The sequence below is a fragment of the Pyrinomonas sp. genome (assembly GCF_040289685.1).
Lineage (GTDB): Bacteria > Acidobacteriota > Blastocatellia > Pyrinomonadales > Pyrinomonadaceae > Pyrinomonas.
In genome coordinates, this window is sequence record NZ_PSLQ01000057.1 from 1 (window position 1) to 23,144 (window position 23,144).

Here is a 23,144-nt window from a genome sequence, read left to right on the forward strand (position 1 = left end):
CTCGCGTCCATTCCTTTGGGGATGCCCCTCAATTTATTGAGGGGAGGACGTCACCGGGCTGCTAATCACGCGCGACCGAGGTGGCGCGCGAACCAATCTCCGGCAAGGCGCGCCACCTCTTCGAGCGCGCCTGGCTCTTCGAACAGATGGGTCGCGCCTGGAACGACGACCAACTCCTTCTCACACTGCAAATGCCTGAACGCCTCCTCGTTAAGCTTCAGGACGACCGGATCGTGTTCGCCGACGATCAACAAGGTCGGAGATTTGACGCGCCGCAACGTCTCTTCCCCGGCCAAATCGGGCCGCCCGCCGCGCGAAACGACGGCGCCGATCTCGTCGCCGAGTTCGGCAGCAGCGACCAGTGCGGCGCCGCCACCCGTGCTCGCGCCGAAATAGCCGACGCGAAGACCATACACGTCATCGAGCCGATCCAGCCAGCGCGTGGCGTCCACCAATCTTTTAGCCAGTAGCCCCGTATCGAAGCGCAAAGCAGCCGTCTTCAGATCGAAAGCCTCTTCGTCGCGCGTCAGAAGATCGAAGAGCAAGGTGGCGATGCGGCGCTCCCTCAACATGCGCGCGACGAATCGATTGCGCGGACTGAAGCGGCTGCTGCCCGAACCGTGCGCGAAAAGCACGATGCCCGTCGCTCCCTCAGGTACGCTCAATTCGCCTTCGAGCAGGAGATCGCCCGAAGGGATTTTCACCTCGCGCGTGCGCATTGCACCGAAACCCTCGCCCTGTTTCATGATGCCGCCTCACATTTGAGTTTTCGAAAAGCTTCGTTACCTTACGTCGCGCGTCTCAATTCATCCGCGTCTAACCGTCTAGAAGGCCCTTGGTCCGCAAACGCGCGTGTCAGGTCGCTTCTGTGATTCCGCGCAAAGATTCATGCAGAAACTCTTTGACGATTTTGGAGTGGTTGAACGACGGCGAAGCGTGCTGCCGCATGATCTCATTGATCTCGAAGATCGCCGACAGAGCATCTTCGGGAAGGCCATCGAGCGAGCCAGCGCCCACGGCGGGATCTATTCCGAGACGCTTGCAAAGCCGCACGTAAAGCTCCTGCAACAAGATGCTCTCTTCGTTCATGTGCGGCGGGCGTCGCTTGAGGATGCTCGGCACTTCCGCCCGCAACTCCTCGCAAAGCGCTTTGAACTCCGCTTCGTCGATCATTTCGCTCCGTCACCTCCTGGAAACTTCTCCAACACCAATGATACTGCAAAGCGCGACGAAAGAAAGCCCTGCCGAGAGTGAAGGAACGGTTCTCGGACGAAAAAGCGAGCTTCGCTTCCCAGTCAAAAGCGTTCGGGCGCCTTTTCTTCGTCTTCGAGCCGCACAGCCTCTTCCAGCGCGCAGCCCTTAGCCGAAGTTTTTCTTCTCGTGCTCTTTCTCGTTCGACGATCCGCCCGCATCGCGTCAGACGAACCGCCTTGCAAGAGAAGGCCCGATTTGACAGCCCGAAAAAGGGTCATGGTAAGAGCAAAACCAGCAAGAGCACAGCTATATGGTTGGCGTTTGCCCAATTGCGAGTTGCGGGAGGGTAAAAACTGGCAGGAGCGCTCTTCCTGCAACGTCGGGACAACCAGCGCTAATAAAGCGATCAAAACTGGCAGGAGCCAGCAAAGCGAGTCGTCGTCCTGCCGCCGACCCACACCGTTCCATCCTGATCTTGCTCGATGTGTATGCGACCCGCCCGCCCCAAACGCGCGCCCTGCGAAGCTACGTATGGCGCAACGGCGCGTCCGGTCGCAAGCAGCCACTGCGCCACTGAAGCGTTCAAACTGCCGGTCACCGGATCTTCGATCACGCTCCCCGTGTGATCGCTGAAGAACGCGCGCAATTCGAAAGCGGCAACGCCGCCCGTTTGATGTGGACCAACTACGCCGATATAGATCGGCTTCGGAAACCATTTGACGGGATCGAGCGCCAAGACCTCCTCGGCGGATCTCAATAGGACCCCAACCCAACCGGGCCCGTTGTCAACCCATTGAACATCAACCATGCGAGACCTTTCGAGCCGGAGCACCTCTTCGACCGTTTGGAGCAGGCTCTCATCCACTGGGCCGCGGCGAACGAGCGGCGGCGCAGCGAACGACAGCCATTCTTTCGCACAACGAATGCGCACGAAGCCAATGCCACATTCTTGAATGACCTCATCCTCGCGGCGCGGCTTACCGCCCGACGCAAGCCAAGCGTGACAACTCCCCAACGTCGGATGACCGGCAAAGGGGAGTTCTCTTTCCAAGGTGAAGATGCGCACCCGATAGTCCGCGTCCGCTCCCGTCGGCGGCAGAAGAAAGGCCGTTTCAGACAAGTTGAGCCAGCGCGTGATCCGCTGCATCTGCTCATCGGATAGACCAGCGCCTTCCATGACGACGGCCAGAGGATTTCCAGTGAACGGTTGATCGTGAAAGACATCGACGAGCCGAAAACCGATGCTCACAGGCGGCCCTCCGTTCTGCGACAAACCACCTCGATATGACAGCCTCGCGTTATCAATGAACCTCTTCAGGTTTCAACATAAGTCTTCGATTTAGCGCTCCAGATTCGACCGCGCCTCCACCTAGAAGAACGAGCGCATCGCGCGTGGTTTCCGCGATGACTCTTGCGATCGATGGCTTGAGCATCGAGCTAGCTTTCGAGAACGGATCAACGCTTTCGAACCCAAAAACGCGTGGGGCGACTGAGTCGCCCCGGCCACGCGCATAACTATTTTGGTGAGCCGTGCAGGATTCGAACCTGCGACCCGCTGGTTAAAAGCCAGCTGCTCTACCAACTGAGCTAACGGCCCACTGCATTCAGGAGGAGGTGCTTGGCTCATTCCACGAGCCGAAAAGAATTGTACACACGCTATCCTCTCTGCGCAAGTGTACGCGAGAGCACAGGGTTCAGGCGGGAAGGCCTGACCGGGAGAGGCTGTTCATCGCGCGGCATTGTCAAATGCCTAATCGGTGGGTTAAGCTTGCTGGTTCCGAAACGCCTTTCGCCAAGCAAACAGGTCTTATGCATTCAAGAAGATTTTTCGCCATCAGAGTCGCGCGCCTGCTCGCGCCGACCTTCCTCTTTCTTTCGTTTCTTTTGCACATTGAGGCTCAACAGCGAAGGGGCGCGCGTCCGACTCCCGAAGAGCGTCCGCGTCTCGTCTTGCTGATCGTGGTCGATCAATTCCGCTACGATTACCTTGAACGGTTCGGAGATCTCTTCTCAAACAACGGTATCCGGCGTCTGTTGCGCGAAGGAGCTTCATGGACCAACGCCAACTTCGATCACACACCGACTGAAACGGCGCCGGGACATGCGACCTTGATGACTGGCACGTGGCCAGCCAACACAGGGATCGTCGGCAACTCTTGGTTCGACCGCGACGCGGGCAAGGTGGTAACAAGCGTCTCCGACGATTCGTCAGCGCTGCTCGGTGGAGGCGCACAGGAAGCGGCTTCAAGTCCACGTCGCCTGCTCGCCTCGACGCTCGGCGACGAACTCAGACTCGCTACCCAAGGCCGCGCCAAAGTCATCGGCATCTCGCTCAAAGATCGATCGGCCATCTTGCCAGCCGGACGCTATGCGACAGCGGCTTATTGGTTTAGCTCTGAGACGGGCCATATGGTCTCAAGCACTTATTATTTCAACCAACTGCCGACATGGGTCGCCCGCTTCAACCAAGGCCGTCCAGCAGACAAGTATTTCGGCGCGCGATGGGAAAGGCTGCTGCCGGAGGCTGAGTACGCACGCCGCGCTGGTCAGGACGCTCCGCCGTGGGAGAACATCGGCAAAGCGAAGGATACCAATACCTTTCCACATATCATCAACGGGGGCGCGACGCAGCCTGGAAGAGAGTTCTACGATGCGCTCGAATATTCGCCTTTCGCCAATGAGCTCATCGAAGAATTCGCCGAACAAGCCATCGTCAACGAAGGGTTGGGAGCTGACCAAGAGACCGATGTGCTGGCGGTCAGTTTCTCGGCCAACGACTACGTCGGCCACAGGTTCGGCCCCTACAGTCATGAGGCGATGGACATGGCGTTGCGCGTTGATCGCACGATTGAACGGCTGCTCGCTTTCGTCGAGTCGCGCGTCGGACTGCGACGTACGCTGGTCGTCTTCACCGCCGATCACGGCGTCGCGCCCGTGCCGGAACACGCGGCGGCGCTTAATTTGCTCGGCGGGCGCGTCAAACGCGATGATGTGCTGAACGCCATCCGCAGTGCGCTTCGCGCCCGCTACGGACGCGGATCCAACGATGAACGGATCAACGAATACATACAGTCCTTTTCCAACGGCAACATCTATTTCAATCTCGCTGCGTTGCGGCGCGATGGACTCAACCGCGAAGAGGTCGAACGAACGGCAGCCGAAGCGGCGCTCACCGTTCCCGGCGTCGTGCGTTGCTTTACGCGCACGCAGCTTGAAACTTTCGGCATCTCACCAGCGGATCCAATTGCACGGCGCGTTTACCATGGGTTTCATCCACGACGCAGCGGCGAACTAATCCTCGTTTACGAGCCGTTCAAGTTCCTCTCGGAATTTCCAGCGGGAACGACGCATGGCGCGCCTTACTCTTACGACACGCACGTACCGCTCGTCATCATGGGACCGGGCATTATTCCCGGCAAATATCACCAAGCCGCCACGCCCGCCGACATCGCACCGACGTTGGCGACGTTGCTTGGCGTGCAACCACCGAGCAGCGCCACAGGGCGCGTGCTGCTGGAAGCCGTGCGCGCTGAATCGCGCTGAAAGTTTTACCGACGGGAGCAGGGACGATGACATACTCAAGTTTCTTCGCAATTCTTCTGGCGCTGCTGCTCTTCGCTTCCAGCACCTTGGCACAACAGAAGGGGCGAAAACGCGCCGTCGCCGCGCCGCAAAGCGAACCTCAAGCGACACGAGAACAAGAGACGGAACGCCCTGCCTCGAAGAGCGAAGAACGCGCTGCGGCCGCCAGCCGCACTGAAGACCTCGCGCCGCTCTTGTCGCTTCCGCTTGAAGAGCGAATCAGGCGACTGCACGAGATCGTCGAGCGCAGCGACTCGGCCTCTTCTGCGCTTGTCCGCGAAGCGCGCACGCAGTTGATGCGCGCCTACATTGAACGCGGACGCGCGCTGCTTGCAGCGAACGCGACGGAAGGCGTCGCTGCGCTCGAACGCGCTATCGACGTTGCGCCCGAAGAGATCGCCGATGAAATCTTTCTCGAGACCATCGCGCAGATTCCCCCTTTGCTGTTCGCGCGTGCACAACAAACCAAAGCCTTGCAAGCGGCACGGCGCATCGAAACTAAATTCAACGCTTCTCCCGCGAAGCTGCTGACCGTTGCGGCTTTCCACCTGAGCGTGGAGAGCGCAGACGATGCGGCGCGCGTCGCCGAACGAGCCATCGAAATCGCGCCAACCCTGAGCGCCGGTTATCAAGCGCTCGGCGCAGCGCGACGACTTCAACTCCGCCTGGATGACGCGGTGGCCGCTTACCGGCGCGCCGTTGAACTCGAAAAGAGCCGCAACGCGAAGCGTAGTCTGGCCGACTTGCTACGCGCCATCGGCAAACCGGAAGAAGCGCTGCCACTTTATCGCGAACTGATCGCTGAAAACAGCCGCGACACTGCAGCTCGCGCTGGATCGGTGCTCTCCCTCTTTGAAATGGGCAAACGCGATCAGGCGGAACGCGAAATGGAAGCAGCCCTCGGTGAGGAGACGCGCAACCTCGCGCTTCTCGCTGGCGCAGCATACTGGTATGCGGCCAACGGCGAAGCGGCGCGCGCCGTCGAGTTCGCCCGACGCGCCATCGAAATCGAGCCGCGCTATACGTGGGCGCAAATCGCGCTTGCACGCGCGCTCGTCTTGCAACGGCGTCCGCTCGAAGCTGAACGCGCGTTGCGCTTCGCCCGACAGTATGGAAACTTCCCAACGCTCGATTACGAACTCGCCACTGCGCTCGCCGCCGCAGGCTTGTACGAAGAGGCCGCCGCCGAACTCGCCCGCTCGTTCAAACTCAGCGACGAACAAATAGAGACGCGCCTTGCCGGACGCATTCCGGCTCGTGCGGCGAGCTTCACCGAGCTGCTCGCGCCCGAAGTCCGCGCCGGTTTATTCCAAACGCGCGTAGCGGACGCAAGCGAAAACGCCTCGCGGCTCAAAGGGCTGCTCGCTTTTCAAGAGGCACTCGGCACAGCATCAGAGGCTCAGCTTCGTCGCGCTGCCGAAGCCTTTGCGGAAGGGACGGACGACTTGCGCCTCTTTCGTCGGCTCTACGTAGCGACGCGCCTGCTCGGTCGCGGTCTCGCCTATGATTTGGCGTTGGAGATGGCCGAACGGGCGACCGGCGATGTCGAGGCGGCGCTAGCTTCGCCCGTGGCACACATCGCCTTGCTGGCCGATGAATTGCGCGACGTGCGCGCGCGCGCCATCGCCATCGGCGCAACGCCCGAACTCCCTCAACTCCCGCCGCTCATCCTCTCCAACTCGCTTCGCGGACGGATTGAAGACGCCATCGGTTGGGCGCTCTTCAACCAAGGCAAGACGGAAGAGGCTACGCGGCGACTGCGACGCGCCACCGCTGTGCTGCCGGAAAAGAGCACGTGGTGGCGCACGGCCTTGTGGCATTTGGGAGCGGCGCTGGAAGCAAGCGGCAGCGAGCACGAAGCGCTGGCCACGTATATCGCCAGTTATCGCAGCGGCCCGCCCGATCCGGCGCGACGCGCAATCATCGAGTCGCTTTACAGAAAACTCAACGGCACGCTCGATGGCCTCGATGACCGAATCGGTCGCGCGCCGCTAAGTCCGGTCGTTAACGGCGCGTCGAGTGGCACGATCAGCGCCGGAGAACGGCCTGTGAACGCCGCTCCGGCGAGCACGGCGACGAAAAAAGAGCTGAGCGCTGAAATTCTGTCCAGCCAAGAGTCGTCCGGAGAAAGCGGCGCAGCGCCTACGCGCGAGGCGACGAAACAGATCGACGAAAAGACGATGCGCCAAGATACCGACAGGCAAGCGACGCCGAGCACTTCTTCGCCACCGACAAAGACCGCTGAAGAACAGCCGAAAGCCGACCAGCCCGCCAACGTCAACGAGAAAAAAGGACCGGAACGGAAGATCGAAGGAGAACCCTCGGGACAGAAGAAGCGCCGCGGTAAATTCGCCGACCGACAAGAAAACAGCACACCGCCGAAATGACCTTTAAAAGATGCGCGCAACGCAAAGGCTCTTGAACGACACGAGAAGCAGGGGATCTAAACTTCCATCGCGCAGAGAATCGCAACCTCGCGTGCGAGCCGAGGTGAGTTAACAGAAGGGTCGAGACGAGGCGGACTTAACCGCGAGACCCGCAGTTTCTGGAGTCAAATATTTTCTCTCAAAGGTGCGCGCGCAGATGCGACGAGATAACCTGTTTGGGTTGTGCGCCGATGAGCAGATCGACCACTCGTCCGTTCTTGAAGATGAGCAACGTCGGAATGCTTTGAATGCCGAGACGCGCTGCCGTCTGCGGACTCTCATCCACGTTCAATTTGGCGACGATGTAGCGTCCGTTCGCTTCCGCGGCTAGTTGATCCATTACGGGCGCGATCATGCGACACGGACCGCACCATGGCGCCCAACAATCGAGCAACACCGGGCGATCAGCGCCCAACACTTCGCGCGCGAAGTTTTCGTCGGTAACTTCGATAGGCTTCGATCCGTCCGCCGAATTGAAGACGAGCTGAGCTCCGCATCGCCCACAGGTCGGATTCATCGCTTGCGCCTTCGCTTCATCCACGCGGTTCTTCGCGCCGCACTGTTGACACGTGACGATCGACATCGCTTCCCTCACGCTTCTAAGAGCTGCGCCGGCGAGATCGCCCCCAGTGGCTCGCTTCTTGAGCTTACAGCAGAGAGAGCGCGCGCATCAAGGCATGACACACCGCCCGCTCGTTTGGCAACGCCCGGCGAAGCCGGATTCGTTCAAAGAGGCGAAGTGCCCGTCTAAAACATGATCCGAGGCACGGGTTCGGAGCCGATCTTATCGCAACCGGTCCAAGAGCTGGAAAGATGAACGGCGAGTGACTCGCTCGTCGGTTTCGTAGTAACATGCGGTTTCGCCGAGCGCCTTCGGCGAGCTGTTTCGAATTTCAACGCTGTAGATCATCCAAACGCGATGCACCGCTTCTTCTTCTTCCTGTTCTTCTCGACGTTCATCTCTTCAGTCGCACAATCGGCCATGAATCAAACTCCGCCGCGTTCCACGCCGGACATCGTCTTCACAGTCTCCATGCCGCGTCCCTTCACACACATGCTCGAAGTCGAAATGCGCGTGCGCTTGGAAGAAGCGCGCCCGCAGCTCGACCTCGTGATGCCCGTTTGGACGCCCGGTTCATATCTGATCCGCGAGTACGCGCGTCACGTACAGGATTTCGTGGCCGAAGCTGAAGGACGCCCGCTCGCGTGGCGCAAGGTGAACAAGAACACGTGGCGCATAGATACGGGCACAGCACGCGACCTCATCGTGCGCTACCGCGTTTACGCCAATGAACTATCGGTTCGCACGAACGAACTGAACGACCGTCGCGCCTTCTGGAACAATGCGGCGCTGCTCATGTACCTTGACGGACATCTCGATGCGCCAGCCACGCTGCGCATCGTGCCTTACAGCAAGTGGAAGATCGCCACGGGATTGCCGCCTGTCGAGGGCGTGCCGAACGCTTTTCGCGCAGAGAATTTCGATACCCTCTACGACGCGCCCGTGCTTGTCGGCGACTTCCAGACGCTTGAATTCCGCGTGCGTGGCATTCCGCATCGCATCGTGATCGACGGCGAAGGCAACTACGACGCCGAAAGGATGCGCCGCGACGTGCAGAAGATCGTCGAGGCAGCGGTCGAGATGATGGGGGATATCCCGTATCGCGACTACACCTTTCTTCTCATTCTCGCGCCGTCCGGCGGCGGCGGCCTCGAACACCTCAATTCCACAGCGCTCATCTGGCGACGGTTTGGTTTCCGCCCCGAAAAAGACTACCGTGATTTTTTGTCGCTCGTCGCGCACGAATTCTTTCACCTCTGGAACGTCAAGCGCATACGTCCTGACGCGCTCGGCCCGTTCGATTACACGCGAGAGAACTACACCAAGCTTCTCTGGGTGGCCGAGGGGCTGACCAGCTATTACGAGAACATCTTGTTGCTGCGCGCCGGTTTGATCTCGGACCGCGACTATCTAGGCATGCTGGCCAACGAGATCAAGAACCTGCAGAATACGCCGGGACGGCTCGTGATGAGCGTTGAAGAGGCGAGCTTCGACGCTTGGATCAAGTACTACCGTCGCGACGAGAATTCGATCAATTCGCAAGTCTCTTATTATGACAAGGGCGCCTTGCTCGGCTTGCTGCTCGACCTCGAAATCAGGCGGGCGAGCGCAGCAAAGCGCTCGCTCGACGACGTGATGCGCTACCTATACGCCGAATTTTATCGCAAGGGGCGCAACTACACGCCGGAAGACTTCAAAGCGGCCTGCGAGAAGATGGCGGCGCGCGACCTCGATGAGTTCTTCCGTCGCTACGTCCGCGGGCGCGATGAACTGCCCTACGATTCGTTTCTCGAGGCCGCCGGTCTGCGGCTGGAGACCAAAAGATCGAGCAGCGAGCCACGCGCTTACCTCGGCGCGCAACTCGCTCAAGAGGGCGACCGACTCGTCGTGCGCACGGTGCGCGTCGGAACTCCCGCCTACGATCAAGGCTTGAACGCTGGCGATCAGATCATCGCGCTCGATGGCAAAAGGATCTCTTTGGAGTCCTTCAACGCGCGGCTCGAAGAACGGAAGCCAGGCGACCGGATTCGCTTAACCTTCTTCCGCGCCGACGATCTGCGCACGTTGGAGATCGCGCTCGGCGCGGCGCCCGAAGATGAGTACGAAATAGCGCCCGTCGAAGCGCCCTCCGAGGCGCAGCGGCAGATCTATCGCGCGTGGCTCGGTGCGCCGTTTCCCACCAAGAGCGCAGTCAAAGTAGGATGATCGAGATGAGCGAGAACTTCGACTTCATTCGTTTACAGATTGAAAACGGAGTCGGACGCATCACGCTGGCGCGCCCGCCGCTCAACATCTTGCACATTCCGATGATGCGCGAGATGGCGCGCGCGCTGGACCGATGTATGGGCTGCCATGAGATGGTGGCCATCGTCTTCGCAGCAGCACCTGAATGTCGCGCCTTCAGCGCGGGCGTCGCCGTCGAAGATCACAAGGCCGAAACCGTCTACCAAATGCTCGATTCCTTTCACAACCTCTTTCGCCTCATGGAACAGATGGCTAAACCGACCATCGCGGTGGTCGATGGTGCCGCGCTCGGCGGAGGGTTCGAATTGGTCTTGGGCTGCGATGTGGTGATCGCCAGCGAACGAGCGCGTTTCGGCCAACCGGAGATCAAGCTCGGCGTCTTCCCGCCGATTGCGGCCATTCTGCTACCGCGCATCATCGGCGAGAAGCGCGCCCGCGAATTGATCCTCACCGGAGACTTGATCGATTCGCTCGAAGCCTTTCGGCTCGGCGTGATCAACCACCTCGTGCCGTCGGACCAATTACAAGCGAAGACCGAAGAGGTGTTAGACAAATTGCGCGAACTTTCCGCGCCTGCACTCGAGGCAACGCGCCGCGCGCTGGATGCGGCGCGCGAGCGCACGCTCGAAGCAGCGCTGAGCGCGGTCGAAGATATTTACCTCAACGAGCTGATGAAGACGCACGATGCGCATGAAGGCATCGCTGCGTTCCTCGAAAAGCGCAAGCCGCAATGGCGCCACCGCTAAGACGCGACGACGTGCGCGATGGTCGAGGACCGGTCTCGTATAAGCCGCGCGATAATGCGACCAAAGCGTCACCGCCCTTTCCGCGCTCTCTTGCGCGCGACCTCGGCTTCAGGTCTTGGGCGATTCGGCCGTTCGCCCCCTCCGCGGCTTTGCGCGAGCGACCTCAGCTTCGCCGATAGGTCGCTTTTGACATCCTAATCTCGGCGGGTATCATAGAGAAGTATGACGGCTCCTCACGCTTCGCCTCGGTTGGTTAGCGATGGGGAAAAGAACGACAAGGGGTGGCGCCAGAAAATTGACCTGCCGAATAGCGGCGGCTCTCGCCTGTTTGATCTTCCTGCTCGGCGGATGTGCTCTGGAGCCGGGAGGGGACGCGCGTCACGCGCTCCCGAAGTCCTTGCGCGACGTGCCGGCAGACAAACTCGCTTATCGTTTCACGCCAGACGTCGAGCCGCTCCCTGAGTTCGAAACCGCCGCCGACGAGAAGCACAAAGCCGTTCAAGTCGATTTCGAAACCCGTCGCGCCGAAGAAGCGCTGCTTCGCACCGTGATCTCGCCAGATGGCCAACGCGTACTGGCTGTTTATGCAACGCGCGAAACGCCCGAAGGGGCCTTTCGCCTCGATCTCTATTCGACCGACGGTCGCTTTCTGCGCAACATCCTCCCGCTCGATCTCGTCGGGGCTTTTCCGCAATCGGTCGCTTGGTCGCCCGATGGGCAAATGATCGCTTTCATTGGCAAACGCTACCCGACCAATCAACCAATCGAGGCCCCCCAACAGCCCGCGCCGCTCGAATCTCCAACGCCGCTGGAACCATCCGCAACGGTAGCGCCGCTCATTCCATCGGTGCCCACCTTCTCAACTGAGCAGATCTACGTTTGCGACCGCGATGGATTCGCTTTGCGCCCGCTCACGACGCGGGAAGGCCTCATCTATTTTCATCTCGCATGGGCACCTGATGGTCACGCCATCGCCGCGCTCGCTTGCAAAGAGTTCGAGTTAGACGCACGCATGGCCGAAGGAAGACCGACCGCCGGCAGGCCGCGCCTGCTCACCCTCGATGGCCAGGAGCGACTTTTGGACGATCGGCTGACCGACGTTCTACCCATCTGGTCGCCCGATGCATCCAAGGTAGCGACGGCGTTTGACACGGAGGTGATGATCTACGATGCGGCTTCATCGAACCCGACGCAGGCGAGCATTCCGCTGCGTGAAGCGCTGCTTGAAGCCTCAGCGCGTTACGACGCCGAACGGCTTGGCGCGCCCCAAAGCGAACACGCCTCGTCTCAACCTTCGCCGAATGGCAACACGCAAACCGCTAAACAGAACGTCGCTCATCCGGCATCGTCCCCTTCTCCGGAACAATCGCCTGCTGAAACGCCCCTCTCCTTCAATCCGATCATCAGACTTGAATGGCCCCAGCCCGATAAGCTCTACTTGCAAACGGGCTTCGTCCGCATCTACGCCAACGAGACAGTGACCAGCTACCTACGCTGGCATCTGATCGACATCCGCTCTCAGATCATGATCCTGAATTGACGCTCCACACGGCCCTTGAGCTGCGGGTGCCTTTAGAGCACCACCGCGATCGGCGGTTGCGGCCTTGCGGCACCAAGCTATGCCTTTGCGTCCCACGGTTCGCCTCAGTTCAGGCGGACACATTTTAGAAAACGCAAAACTGCTCGAAACACATTTCTTGCGGCGTTGACACTGCAGCCATGGGTCTCGCCGCACACCGTGCTATACACTGCCGAACGGACAGACTCCTTGTCCTCTTCATTCAGCAAACGCAATGCGCCAGCCCACCAACCATACTTAGGTCCTCTTCATTCAGCAAACGCAATGCGCCAGCCCACCAACCATACTTAGCGTCTGGGGCCCTTGGCTGCGCGCCGCGAGGTGGTTGACTTAGAACGCCGCAAAGACTTCGATTGCGCTACTTGGCGAAAGCAATGAGGGGAGCCGTCAATCTTCGCAATCTTGATCGCGATGCTAATCGCGGTCCGTCGGCGTTTTGACGCGCGCGCTCTTACGTGAGGTTTGTCCGTTCTCGATTCGTTCTGCTAGAATGCTGCTGCGGAACGGGAAGCGAGCCAAATCTTTCGACGTTCCGCGCGGCGTCAACGACGAATTTACAAAAACGTTCGCAGAAAGCCCACCCCTTCAGCGGTCGGGATGAATGCGAACCTATCGCAAACCAAACACAGGGCGGGACACGCCCGGTGAGCTTGGGCAAGTGTCGGCATGAGTCGAACCGTCGAACCAAGAATTCCACGAGCTGCGCGCCGTGGGAGTGTCAAAACCTGCCTGCCCTCGTAGCTCAATCGGTCAGAGCAGCGGACTCATAATCCGTTGGTTGTAGGTTCGAATCCTACCGAGGGCACCAGTCTGTTCAAAACCTTTCCGGACTACCGCGCATGCGGCGCGCGCCCTTTAGACCTTGCGTCTTTGCACAGCGACCAACGCTTAAGACGAAGTCCCAAGCCGAGCGGCACAGATAAGTCGCTGCCGCTGAAGCCTTTCGGTCGCAGTTGCTGAAAGAGGGCGTGAACCTCCGCGCTTCTGATCGCGATGGGTGCTGCCTTTCGTCCGACCCAGTGCGCCTAACTTCGCTGACGAGATCGAAGAGACAGCTCTCTCTCGATCGCAATGGAGGCCGCCCTTCATTCAATGGCCATGGATTCAAGCTCCGAAGTCAGCGTCGATGGATGGGCGTAACGCGCCAAGCGCCGTTTGAGTTCCTCTGGCAACACGACGCTCTTCATCGTATCACGACGGACGGCGACGAGCACGAAGTGGGCCGTGGCGATCAATGGCTCTTCGCCTTCGCGCCGCACTTCGAAATCCAACCGCAACGACTTGCGACCGAAATGACCGACATAAACCGCCACTTCCAGCAGATCATCGAGTTGCGCGGCGCGATGAAAGTCGCATTCGAGATGAACGCGCGGGAGCCATATATCTAGTTGGTCAAACAAGCGGCTGTATGGCAACCCGACGGCGCGAAAAAGTTCCGTCTCGGCGAACTCAAAGAAGCGTATGTACGCCCCATAGAAGATTATGCGCGCTGCATCGACGTCGCCCCATCGAACGCGCTCTTCGATGCAAAACTTCCAAGGTTCTCGCAATCCCTTCAACTCCTCATCGTCGTTTGTGATCTGCCCGAAGCGCAAGCAAAGGCACTGTTTCTTCGCCGCTTCTTCGCCGCGCAATCCTTTCGACTCCTCATCGTCGTTTGTGATCGTTCTCTCGTCGAAGGAGAGCGGACAGGCCGCGCTTGCTATAAGTCATTGTTTCCATGCCCTGATCCGGCGCGCCTCTACACCCTGCCCCTTAACGTTTCGGCTCGATCCTCTGAAGGAAACTTTCGAGCGCGCGGTTGAAATCCTGTGGGCGCTCGATGTTTGAAACGTGACCGGCTCCCTCGATGGCCACAAGATGCGAACCGCGTATCCGCTGGTGCATCGCTTCGGATAGTTCGGGCGGCGTCAATTGATCTTCGCACCCGACGATGATGAGCGTCGGGACTTCGATCCGCGCGAGAAGATCGGTCTGGTCGCGGCGTACAGCCATGCCGCGTTGCGCAGCGGCGATCCCAGCCGGATCGTTGCGCACGATCATCAAGCGCAAGCGCTCTCTTATTTCCGGACGTTCGTTCAAAGTGCGCGCGGCGACGAGCTTTGGGATCATCTCTTCCGCGATCGCCTCAGCCCCTTCCCGCAATGCGCGCTCGGCCATGCGCTCTCGATTGCGCCGCGCTTCTTCCGTGTCGGCTTCGGCCCGCGTGTCAGCAAGGATGAGAGCGCGCACACGTTGCGGAAATTGACGATAGAAGGCGAAAGAGACGTAACCGCCCATTGAAAGACCGCCGATCACAGCCTGTTCGATTTGCAGCTCATCGAGCAGTGCGGCGACATCTTGTGCCATCTCTTCCATGGTCGCTGACGGCGCGACGCTCGATTCGCCGAACCCTCTGTGGTCTGGAGCGATGAACCTCCACCGGGAACTGAGGGCCGCAATTTGCTCGTGCCACATCGCGCGGTTGAGCGGGAAGGCGTGAAGCAAGACGACGGGCAGTCCGTCTCCGACATCATCGTAACCGATCTGCGTGTCGCGCGACTTCACAAAGGCCATCTCTCTTCTCCTCGGAGAGGAGCATTTTACTTTCGGTCGCGACCGAAAGTCACACAAAAGCGCGCGCCACTTCCCGCGAAGTTTGCTTTTGCGCTGCGCGGTTGCTACGTTACCATCGGAAGGAGAGCGTTGAGGATACTCCAGATAAGTTCAGCCACCAGCATCGGCGGCGGCGAAAAGCACTTGGCCGATTTGGCCAACGCTCTTGCGCAGCGCGGCCATGCGGTTCACGCCGCGTTGCGCCACAACTCTCCCCTGGTCACCGAACTATACGCGCTGCCGCAAGAGAGGATCATGACGCTTCCGTTGCGCAATTCGCTAGATATCAGCAGCGCGCTGAAGCTTGCGCGCATCATACGCGAGCGCGAGATCGAGGTCGTCCATGCCCATCTAGCGCGCGACTACCCGTTGGCTGCGTTTGCCGTTGGGCGTGCGGCTCATGCGCAACTCGTGATCACGCGACACGTTTTGTTCCCTCTTAAACCTCTTCACCGCTTGGTCTTGCGTCGTGTCGCTTACGCCATCGCAGTGTCGCGAGCGGTGGGCGAAAGCCTAAGCGCGATCCTCGATCCATCGAAGATCGTGTGCGTGCCGAACGGCATCGACCTGAAGAAGTTCGAAGCGATCGCGCGTCTGAGCGTCAAGGACCGCCTGTTGGTCGGCACCATCGGCAACCTCGCGCCGGTCAAGGGGCACGAAGATTTTATCCGCGCTGCCTCGCTGATCGCCGCCAAACGCGACGACGTTGACTTCATCATCGCTGGTGAAGATGAGTCGCCTGCAAAAGATATGCGCGCGCAACTTGAAAGGCTCATTCGCAGACTCGGCCTCAGCGAGAGAATCCATCTCGTGGGGAGGATTGATGACGCGACCCGTTTGCTCGTGGAGCTTGATCTTTTCGTTTCCGCTTCGCGTTCCGAAGGGTTCGGTCTTGCGATCATCGAAGCGATGGCGAGCGGCGTGCCCGTCGTAGCAACGCGCTCCGCAGGCGCGTGTGAGATCATCGAAGACGGCGAAACAGGACGACTCGTCCCCATCGGCGACGCGCGCTCTCTGGCCGAAACCATTCTTCGCCTGCTCGGTGATCGAGAAGAACGCGAGCGCTTGCGTCGACAAGCTCTTGGCGTCGTCCGCCAACGGTTCTCTTTGGAACGCATGGTTGAAGAGACGGAAAAGGTCTATCGCCAAGCCCTCACGCTTTCGAAATGAACTTTTGCAGCGTGAAAGAGCGCGTCGTTTAACGACGACACGGGACCGACGCGCACGAGTTCATCGAACTGGGCAGTCGAAGCGCTCGTCAAAGCTCGACAAGCGGTGGTTCATCGTAACGCGCGAGCAGATCGGCTGCGGTGCAATAAGTGGCGATGCAACCCGCTGCATGCAACTCTTCTGCGGACCAACCGCCCGATAACAAACCGATGGTTCGCAGGCCAACTTCGTTTGCGGCTTCCGCGTCGTAAGGGGTATCGCCGACGACGATCGCCTCATGCGGCGCAACGCACCCTAAACGCCTCAGCGCAGCTTCGAAGATGTCCGGATGCGGCTTCGATCTTTCGGCATCGCCAGCAGCCGTCTCCTCTCGCACGAGGTCTTCGATCCCCGCGATGCGCTTGTAGCTCACCAGCGCATCTTCCTTGGCCGAAGAAGCAAGCACAATGCGTTTGCCATCGCATATGATTCGCTCGCAGGAGTTCGCGCACCACTGGGAAAGCCCGCGCCTGCGGAAGATACTTCTTTTTGAAGATTTCGCCTCGCCTTTTCTCCAGCTCATCGCCGAGCTGGTCCAACTCCTCTGTCGAGAAGAAGTACGGCAACAATTGATCGCTGCCTTTGCCCATCTGCTCCCTGATCTTCGCTACCAGCACTTCGCGTCCGAACTCCTTGAAGGCTTTCGGCATGTAGGTCCACCGAATAGATCAAAGTCCCATCAACGTCAAGGACCACAGCTTTGATGCTCGCCCCTCTTTTTTCCTCCCTCGTAGGGAGATTACCACAAACGAGCGAAGAAGACGGTTGCTGCCTGAGACGAGGCGAAAGCGCTACTTGAAACGCGCTCGAATCCAAAGGTTTTCAACGTCGCTGCCTGAGACGAGGTGAAGGTCCTACTTGAAACAGCGGGCCGTTCACTTTTGGTACAGCGAAGGTGACGAGCAAACCTCTCGCTTCATTTTGCAAGCATTGAGAAAGAGCGCGCTCAAGCCGGTTTGATGGCGCGAAGAGGCTCGGCACGAGAGTTGCTCTTTCGAAGAGAAAGACAAATCTAGAGGAGGCCAAGCAGCATGGCAAAGCTCGTCACAGGATTATTCAAATCGCGCACGGCAGCGGAAGCGGCTGTCAACATGCTCGTCGAACACGGCTACACACGCGATGACATCAGCGTTCTGATGTCCGATTCGACTAAGAACAAAGAGTTCGCTATCGAAACAGGGACGCATGCCGCCGAGGGCGCAGGCATCGGTGGTGCGGTTGGCGGCACGCTCGGCGCTATTCTAGCGGCCATCGCTGCCGTGGGGACATCGCTCGCCATCCCGGGCTTAGGCATCGTCGTCGCTGGGCCACTAGCGGCAGCCCTCGCGGGAGCCGGAGCGGGCGGCGCGGCAGGTGGATTGATCGGAGCCTTGATCGGCGCTGGCATTCCTGAACACCGCGCAAAGGTTTACGATGCAGGATTGCGTGAGGGTGGCATACTGCTCGGAGTCGAAGCCCAAACCGATGAAGAGGCGGATAAACTCGAAAAGCTTTTCGAAGACCTAGGTGCAGAGCACGTCAGGCAAGAGTAACTATTTGCACGCGAGAGGATGGTTTCAGGAAAAGTTCAGGAGGCCAAGTTGAACATCGGCCGTTGATGGGCCATAGGCTCGGGAACGCTCCGGGAAGCCAGATTGGACATCGGTCGTTAATCGGGGAGGAGTTACGCCATCCCCCTTAGCTCGACGACCATCAAAGTGCTGCTAAAAGGAGATCATAAGATGCGCGCCTTTGAACACGACATAGAGATCGGGTCACCTATCGAGATCGTCTTCGATGCTTGGGCTGACTTCGAATCGGTTCCGAGATGGTTTCGCGATGTGGTCGAAGTCCGTCGTTCAGGACGTGGCACGGCGCGATGGATCATCCTCCTTCGCAACGGCGAACGCTTGGTTTGGGAGAGCGTTACCGAAAAATTCGAACCGGACAAGCGCATTTTCTGGCGCTCTTTTCGCGGCGACGTTTACATCGAGTGCGAGGCCATCTTCCGCGAAGAGGAAGCGCGCAAGACGCGTCTGCGCCTCTTTTTCAGCTACGATGCGCCAGAAGAACTAATGGCCGCCGCCGACGAGATCTTTTCGCGCATGAAGAAGAACCTCGAGGACTTCCGTCGGTGGGTCGAGAGCCAACGAAACTCTCGCTTGAGGGGTCACGAAGAAGGTCTTGGACTGCCTCCGGATGAAGAGGTGCGTCTTCGCAAAGGCGCTCCCGCGCAAGCGTCTGAAGAGGGACGCGAAAAGACGGCGAAAGATTTCTTAAGGCGTGGTGTTGATCGCCTCCTTGACCGCCCCAAAGAACGTTGGCGTCGTCCGCTTTGAAAAGACGAGCGGCTTCGACTGCAACACATCAGTAGCGACCGTTAGCTGAAAGACCAAAAGGCCAATGCGTTGTCGTCTCCAAAAGTCTTTCCCCACTTGCATGAATTCATCAGATCACGGCAGCGCTTGCTGCCCCTGTCTGAAGTCTGCGGGAGGAGCGCTACTTTGCCTCCTTCTGCAAAATCTGATGAGCACTTGATCGGCGGCTGGGCAGGCCGTGACTGCGCGTGGAGGGAGCGTCAAAGCTGGTACGGCTGTGCTGGGCAGCACCCAGTGAAGCGCGCACACGCTCGGGTCACCTCCGGGAATCACCCAGCTACGAGTTGTGGGGAGGATGTCAAGTAAGGACCAACACAGGAAGAGCTGACCCGAAGAGCGCGAAATCGCGGAGCATCTTGAGCGTTGTTCATGAGAGATGGGGGAGCTGATCAGCTCCCCCATCTTTTCTTGTATGATTCAGAATCGTCGAAGGATCTTTTTGGAAGCTCTGAGGCAGCAGCGATCCTCAGATCCCTTGGGACGAAAAGCTTATCATCTGCCGATCTTGTCGCCGAAGTCTTTGATCGCTTCTCCTACCTTGCGCCTCGCTTCGCCGACGCCCTCTCTCGCTTCGCCTTCGGCGTGTTCCGCCTCACCTTCTTCTTCCAATTGGCGGTTGCCCGTCGCTTCGCCCAACTTATCTTTCACTGCGCCTTTGGCTTGCTCCCACTTCCCTTGAATCTCGTCCTTGTTCGGAATACCCATGACCCTTTTCTCCCTTCTTGCTAGGAATCGCACTCGATGCCGTCGCCTTTTAGAGCGAGCATCGTCGTGCGATCGTTGGTTGGAGCAAGCCTCGTGCCAGATACTTTTATCATTTATCAGCGCTTCTCGCCATCATTTGCGAATCCCTTCGAGTCTTCACGTAACAAAGCAAATCACATCGGGCGGATTCAGTACATGCCGGAAGATCGTGCGGCGATCATGCGGCCCACAATTTTTCCGCTGTGAAATACTCTTCGGGAGAAATTCGAGGCGCAAGCTCGGCAAGCTTGCGCCTCGAACCATATCTTCCACCCCGCACTAGAATTTGAAGCGCACGGATAGTTGCACTTGTCGTTCGCGGAAGAAGAACGAATTGTTCAATCCCGTGCTCCCCGGCTGTCCGAAACTCGGTTGAGCGACGAGCCGCAAATTGTTCGGATCACTGGAGTCTAGGTTGTAGAGCGTGTCATTGACGCTCGTCACGTTCACGCGATTGAACAGGTTGAAAGCTTCCGCGAGGAACTCCAGAGCGGTTTTCTCTCCGAAGCGGAAGCGGCGCGAGACGCGCAAGTCAACTGTCGCTTGCGCTGGGGAGCGGAAGATGTTGCGCGTGATGAATGGCACGCGGCTTCCGCCACCGCTTGAACCGCTCAGGTTCACATCGGCTTGAGCCGTGTAGGGCAAACCGGAGAAAATCGTGACCACCGGTGCAAAGGTGAAACCATTGAAGATGGCGCGACCGAGGGCGTTCCCCGTTTCGCTGAAGAAGGTCGGAGTCCAAACGGCGCTGGCTGTGAATTTGTGCCGACGGTCAAAGTTGGAGTATCCGGCCTCTGAACTCAAGTCGAAGGGATTGAAGGGAACGTTGGTCGTCGTGAAGGTCGTTGAGGTTTGCCCCGTATCGGTCGCCCGCGAGAGCGTATAACTCACCTGAAACTGCAAGCCGTCAGTGTAACGACGATTGGCTTGCAAGACGAGCGCGTTGTACTCCGACCTGATAGCGCTTCGAATTTCCGTGATGGCAGCAAAGCGCGTGTCACGTCGAGTGGTGATAAACGGGATCGTGAAGCGCTGCCCGTCGAGATCGCCGCCGACTACGGTAAAGGTCCTGCTTTGCGTCGGATAGACGAAGTTCGTATCAACAAAGGTCGGCAAGCGCCGCCCCAAGCTCATCAGATACGAAACGGAGACCGCCGTATTGCGGGCCACTTCGCGCTCCAAGACAAGGTCGGCCTGATGTATCTGCGGGTTGGCCATAAACGGCGAAAAGACGACGATGTTCGGCGTCCCGCTCGCGGTCGCCGATGGCAGAACGTTCGGGTAGATGGGAGCGTTTGGAGCGCTCGGACTGATACTCGCTTGGAACTGACTTCCGGGCGCGCCGGTGTTGGTGATCGCGTTAGAGATCGTCGAGTTGATGATGCGCCCGTAATAGATCCCATAACCGCCGCGCAGGCTCGTTTTGCCGTCGCCGGTTAAATCATAGGCGAAGCCGAATCGCGGTCCGAAGTTGTTCTTGTCCGATGGGAACTGTCCCGTTTGCGGCACGAGCGGGTTCGGGATCTGCGGATCAGGCAGTTGCTCGTATTCGTAACGCAAACCGAGATTGACGGTCAGCCGCGGCGTGACGCGAAAATCATCCTGCACGAAGAAGTTGTAGTCATAGGTGACGAATTCAAAGCGCGTTGGGCCGAAGCCCTGATTGAAATTGCCGGTGTAACAACGCCCGGCGAGACGTGTGCTTCTCACGCAACGCACGTTGGGGATAGGCGTCAAACTGTTGGTGTAATCGATGATGAAGTCGTTGATGTTGTTGTAACTGTAAGCGCCTCCTTCGTTGAACAAGTTGTCGAGGATGTCTTTAACGCGATTGACGTCGCCGCCGAACTTGAGCGTATGCCGACCGCGCGTGATCGTCACGGTGTCAGCGAACTGGAGGCGTCTTTCGTCGGGATAGGCGCGCCGTTCCAAGAAGTTCGGCTTGCCGAAGGTGATGCCGTTGCTGAGCGCCACTTGCGGTGGGAACCCGCCCGGTCCGGTTCGCGGTTCACCGGGGGCAGGCTGCTGTGCGCGCTGGAATTCGAAATCCCTTCCGTATTGAAAACGCGCCTCGTTGAGCACTGTGGGCGAAAGGGTCGAATTCAAACGTAAGTTCGTAAAGTCCAAGTGGACGAAATCGTCGCCGAAACTAGCGATGCCGCGACTGACGATCGCTGGCGTCTGAATTCCCGCCGGAGCTTCGGCGCGCAACCGATTGTATGTTGCCGTGAAGGTGTGATTATCGTTGATCTTCCAATCGATCTTGGGGAAGATGATGTACTGGTCCTGGCGACGCGGGACTTCGCCCGTCAAACTGGCGATGAACGAAATCGCCCTATCGATCTGCGCATCGGTCAGCCCGCGCGAACGCAACGTTGGGCGGTCAACCGTATTCAAGTAGTTAGGGAGAAAAGTCGCCGCCAAAGCGGGGAAATTGCGTCGCGAACCATCGTAAGTGAAGAAAAAGAAGAGGCGATCTTTAACGATCCGTCCGCCGAGAGAGCCACCGAATTGCTGACGCTTGTCCTTTGGTTTGAGCGGCACGCGCGTGATCGTCCCATCAGGCTGCAAGATGTTTTGGAAGCTTTGCGGATTGCGCGCGCCGAAACGGTTGTCGCGCAGGTAGTAGAAGAGATCGCCGTGAAATTCGTTGGTTCCGCTCTTGGTCACCGCGTTGACCACGCCGCCTGCTGAGCGTCCATACTCAGCCGAGTAGTTCGACGTATTGACCTGAAACTCGCGGATTGAAGACTGGCTTATGGCATACGGAATGCGCGTGCGTCCACGCTCTTCCGAGAAGAAAGCTTGATTGTTGTCGCCGCCATCGACCGTGTTGTTGTTCAACAACCCCGAGATGCCACGAAAGCTGACCAACCCGAATTGCCCATCGGGCGTGGTTCCCGGAGTAAGTATCACGAGGTTCGACCAGCGACGCCCGTTGGTCGGCAAATTGTCGACGAAGATTTGGTTGATGTTGGTCGAAAAGTCTTGTTGCGTCGTATTGATCACCGGGGCTTCGGCGGTCACTTCGACCGTCGCTTGCGTCCCGCCAACGCTTAAATCAACGTTGACGTTGGTGACGCGACCGACCTCGACGACGACGTTCGATTGCGTGTACGGGGCGAAGCCCGGCGCTGTGACTGTCACCGTGTAGCTGCCCGGTTGCAATTGGACGATGCGGAAACGACCTTCGCTATCGGTTGTGCCCGATGTCTCCTTGTTCGTCCCTTCGTTGCGCACCGTGACGGCGGCGTTGGGCACGACCGCCCCTTGCGGATCTTTAACGATGCCGCCAATAGCCCCGTCGGTGGTTGACTGGGCGGCGACTGAAATCGCCGCTAGCACCAATGAAAGCGACAGCAGGCAGAAACTTAGGAACTTAGACATACTTGACTCCTCGCAAAATGAAGATTGCGGATTCACCTTGAAAACCTCGCGAACTAGGCGCGCCCTCGCCGCACGGACAACCGAGCGGCAGGTTTCAAACGTTCCGAGTCGGACGCGTGGCACAAAAAGAGGGAATCTAGGAAAAAGCTTCCCGAAAAACTTCGGACTGTTTTCGCAGCTCTTTCAGAGAGCCTCCCGTTTCATCGGCACGCGGACTGCTACGCAACCAACCCTCTCTGAACGGTTACGGAAAAGGCTCGAACGGAAGAAAGAGCGACGAACTTAAAGCAAACTTCTATCACGGCACCGGCGACCAGCGCAAGCGACCAAGCGCGATCCTTCCGCAAAGGGCTCGTTCGTCGCAAACGCTCGAAGCCGCACGAGAACTTCGCCCTGAGCTAGCGCGAAAGGCGCTCTTCTCCATCGCTGTGGTCTGTTTCGACGTTGGCCAACGGGAACTTCATTCGGGTATCTGACAAAAGACGTCCAGCGCAAGCTCTCAGCGCGCTCCCCCTTGGA

Annotated in this window: 18 protein-coding genes and 2 tRNA genes; 10 read left to right on the forward strand and 10 right to left on the reverse strand. The window is 58.8% G+C overall.

From position 1 onward, the window contains the following. Positions 1–65: 65 nt before the first annotated feature. The 4 genes from C4334_RS11605 to C4334_RS11620 all read right to left on the reverse strand — a co-directional run bounded on the left by C4334_RS11605 (position 66) and on the right by C4334_RS11620 (position 2,791). Positions 66–746: a dienelactone hydrolase family protein gene (locus C4334_RS11605; protein ID WP_352432253.1), complete on the reverse strand. Its 681-nt coding sequence runs from the start codon at positions 744–746 to the stop codon at positions 66–68. Positions 747–855: 109 nt separating this feature from the next. Further along, positions 856–1,173 carry a hypothetical protein gene (locus tag C4334_RS11610; RefSeq protein WP_352432254.1) on the reverse strand — a complete coding sequence of 106 codons (318 nt, stop codon included), beginning with the start codon at positions 1,171–1,173 and terminating at the stop codon, positions 856–858. A gap of 427 nt (positions 1,174–1,600) precedes the next feature. Further along, positions 1,601–2,443 (reverse strand): PhzF family phenazine biosynthesis protein, encoded by an 843-nt coding sequence (locus tag C4334_RS11615; protein ID WP_352432255.1) that lies wholly within the window; start codon positions 2,441–2,443, stop codon positions 1,601–1,603. Positions 2,444–2,715: 272 nt separating this feature from the next. Then, positions 2,716–2,791, reverse strand: a tRNA-Lys gene (locus tag C4334_RS11620). 212 nt (positions 2,792–3,003) lie between these two features. On the opposite strand from C4334_RS11620, the gene C4334_RS11625 reads away from it, so the two are divergent. Continuing rightward, on the forward strand, positions 3,004–4,737 hold the full coding sequence (locus tag C4334_RS11625; RefSeq protein ID WP_352432256.1) for an alkaline phosphatase family protein: 1,734 nt from the start codon (positions 3,004–3,006) through the stop codon (positions 4,735–4,737). A 26-nt stretch (positions 4,738–4,763) separates the two neighbouring features. Continuing rightward, on the forward strand, positions 4,764–7,163 hold the full coding sequence (locus tag C4334_RS11630) for a tetratricopeptide repeat protein (protein WP_352432257.1): 2,400 nt from the start codon (positions 4,764–4,766) through the stop codon (positions 7,161–7,163). Positions 7,164–7,341: 178 nt separating this feature from the next. On the opposite strand, the gene trxC is transcribed toward C4334_RS11630, so the two are convergent. Continuing rightward, complete coding sequence (gene trxC / locus C4334_RS11635; protein WP_352432258.1) at positions 7,342–7,785, reverse strand: thioredoxin TrxC; 444 nt, start codon at positions 7,783–7,785, stop codon at positions 7,342–7,344. A 336-nt stretch (positions 7,786–8,121) separates the two neighbouring features. Between trxC and C4334_RS11640 the strand changes: the two genes are divergently transcribed. From C4334_RS11640 to C4334_RS11655, 4 genes are all read left to right on the forward strand, one after another. Continuing rightward, the gene (locus C4334_RS11640) at positions 8,122–9,969 is read left to right on the forward strand and encodes a M61 family metallopeptidase (RefSeq protein WP_352432259.1); all 1,848 of its coding nucleotides are present in this window, start codon (positions 8,122–8,124) and stop codon (positions 9,967–9,969) included. A gap of 5 nt (positions 9,970–9,974) precedes the next feature. After that, a complete protein-coding gene (locus tag C4334_RS11645) occupies positions 9,975–10,754 on the forward strand; it encodes an enoyl-CoA hydratase/isomerase family protein (protein WP_352432260.1) in 780 nt (259 codons plus the stop codon). A gap of 295 nt (positions 10,755–11,049) precedes the next feature. Next, positions 11,050–12,294, forward strand: a complete 1,245-nt coding sequence (locus C4334_RS11650) for a TolB family protein (protein WP_352432261.1) — start codon at positions 11,050–11,052, stop codon at positions 12,292–12,294. 770 nt (positions 12,295–13,064) lie between these two features. After that, positions 13,065–13,141: transfer RNA gene (locus tag C4334_RS11655), tRNA-Ile, on the forward strand. 277 nt (positions 13,142–13,418) lie between these two features. On the opposite strand, the gene C4334_RS11660 is transcribed toward C4334_RS11655, so the two are convergent. Together C4334_RS11660 and C4334_RS11665 are read right to left on the reverse strand one after the other, a co-directional pair. Continuing rightward, a complete protein-coding gene (locus C4334_RS11660) occupies positions 13,419–13,967 on the reverse strand; it encodes an acyl-CoA thioesterase (RefSeq protein ID WP_352432262.1) in 549 nt (182 codons plus the stop codon). A gap of 121 nt (positions 13,968–14,088) precedes the next feature. Next, the gene (locus C4334_RS11665) at positions 14,089–14,889 is read right to left on the reverse strand and encodes an alpha/beta fold hydrolase (RefSeq protein ID WP_352432263.1); all 801 of its coding nucleotides are present in this window, start codon (positions 14,887–14,889) and stop codon (positions 14,089–14,091) included. A gap of 129 nt (positions 14,890–15,018) precedes the next feature. Here C4334_RS11665 and C4334_RS11670 point away from each other — a divergent pair, with 129 nt between their 5' ends. Then, the gene (locus C4334_RS11670) at positions 15,019–16,098 is read left to right on the forward strand and encodes a glycosyltransferase family 4 protein (RefSeq protein ID WP_352432264.1); all 1,080 of its coding nucleotides are present in this window, start codon (positions 15,019–15,021) and stop codon (positions 16,096–16,098) included. Positions 16,099–16,186: 88 nt separating this feature from the next. Here C4334_RS11670 and C4334_RS11675 read toward each other — a convergent pair whose 3' ends face one another. Continuing rightward, complete coding sequence (locus C4334_RS11675) at positions 16,187–16,510, reverse strand: HAD family hydrolase (RefSeq protein ID WP_352432265.1); 324 nt, start codon at positions 16,508–16,510, stop codon at positions 16,187–16,189. 34 nt (positions 16,511–16,544) lie between these two features. On the opposite strand from C4334_RS11675, the gene C4334_RS11680 reads away from it, so the two are divergent. The 3 genes from C4334_RS11680 (at position 16,545) to C4334_RS11690 (ending at position 18,455) form a co-directional block, all read left to right on the forward strand. Beyond that, entirely contained in the window at positions 16,545–16,841 is a 297-nt protein-coding gene (locus C4334_RS11680) for a hypothetical protein (RefSeq protein WP_352432266.1), read from the forward strand. A 327-nt stretch (positions 16,842–17,168) separates the two neighbouring features. Continuing rightward, entirely contained in the window at positions 17,169–17,669 is a 501-nt protein-coding gene (locus tag C4334_RS11685; RefSeq protein ID WP_352432267.1) for a general stress protein, read from the forward strand. Positions 17,670–17,858: 189 nt separating this feature from the next. Continuing rightward, positions 17,859–18,455 carry an SRPBCC family protein gene (locus C4334_RS11690; protein WP_352432268.1) on the forward strand — a complete coding sequence of 199 codons (597 nt, stop codon included), beginning with the start codon at positions 17,859–17,861 and terminating at the stop codon, positions 18,453–18,455. A gap of 531 nt (positions 18,456–18,986) precedes the next feature. Here the strand turns inward: C4334_RS11690 and C4334_RS11695 are convergent. Together C4334_RS11695 and C4334_RS11700 are read right to left on the reverse strand one after the other, a co-directional pair. Next, entirely contained in the window at positions 18,987–19,199 is a 213-nt protein-coding gene (locus C4334_RS11695) for a CsbD family protein (protein ID WP_352432269.1), read from the reverse strand. A gap of 318 nt (positions 19,200–19,517) precedes the next feature. Next, positions 19,518–22,625 carry a TonB-dependent receptor gene (locus C4334_RS11700; protein ID WP_352432270.1) on the reverse strand — a complete coding sequence of 1,036 codons (3,108 nt, stop codon included), beginning with the start codon at positions 22,623–22,625 and terminating at the stop codon, positions 19,518–19,520. Positions 22,626–23,144 lie beyond the last annotated feature (519 nt).

Coding starts and splice junctions, on each gene's coding strand:
- C4334_RS11695 (WP_352432269.1), bottom strand. CDS start 19,199: ATGGGTATTCCGAACAAGGACGAGATTCAAGGGAAGTGGGAGCAAGCC.
- C4334_RS11645 (WP_352432260.1), top strand. CDS start 9,975: ATGAGCGAGAACTTCGACTTCATTCGTTTACAGATTGAAAACGGAGTC.
- C4334_RS11690 (WP_352432268.1), top strand. CDS start 17,859: ATGCGCGCCTTTGAACACGACATAGAGATCGGGTCACCTATCGAGATC.
- C4334_RS11625 (WP_352432256.1), top strand. CDS start 3,004: ATGCATTCAAGAAGATTTTTCGCCATCAGAGTCGCGCGCCTGCTCGCG.
- C4334_RS11610 (WP_352432254.1), bottom strand. CDS start 1,173: ATGATCGACGAAGCGGAGTTCAAAGCGCTTTGCGAGGAGTTGCGGGCG.
- C4334_RS11605 (WP_352432253.1), bottom strand. CDS start 746: ATGAAACAGGGCGAGGGTTTCGGTGCAATGCGCACGCGCGAGGTGAAA.
- C4334_RS11630 (WP_352432257.1), top strand. CDS start 4,764: ATGACATACTCAAGTTTCTTCGCAATTCTTCTGGCGCTGCTGCTCTTC.
- C4334_RS11685 (WP_352432267.1), top strand. CDS start 17,169: ATGGCAAAGCTCGTCACAGGATTATTCAAATCGCGCACGGCAGCGGAA.
- C4334_RS11640 (WP_352432259.1), top strand. CDS start 8,122: ATGCACCGCTTCTTCTTCTTCCTGTTCTTCTCGACGTTCATCTCTTCA.
- trxC (WP_352432258.1), bottom strand. CDS start 7,785: ATGTCGATCGTCACGTGTCAACAGTGCGGCGCGAAGAACCGCGTGGAT.
- C4334_RS11700 (WP_352432270.1), bottom strand. CDS start 22,625: ATGTCTAAGTTCCTAAGTTTCTGCCTGCTGTCGCTTTCATTGGTGCTA.
- C4334_RS11665 (WP_352432263.1), bottom strand. CDS start 14,889: ATGGCCTTTGTGAAGTCGCGCGACACGCAGATCGGTTACGATGATGTC.
- C4334_RS11680 (WP_352432266.1), top strand. CDS start 16,545: ATGCGTTTGCCATCGCATATGATTCGCTCGCAGGAGTTCGCGCACCAC.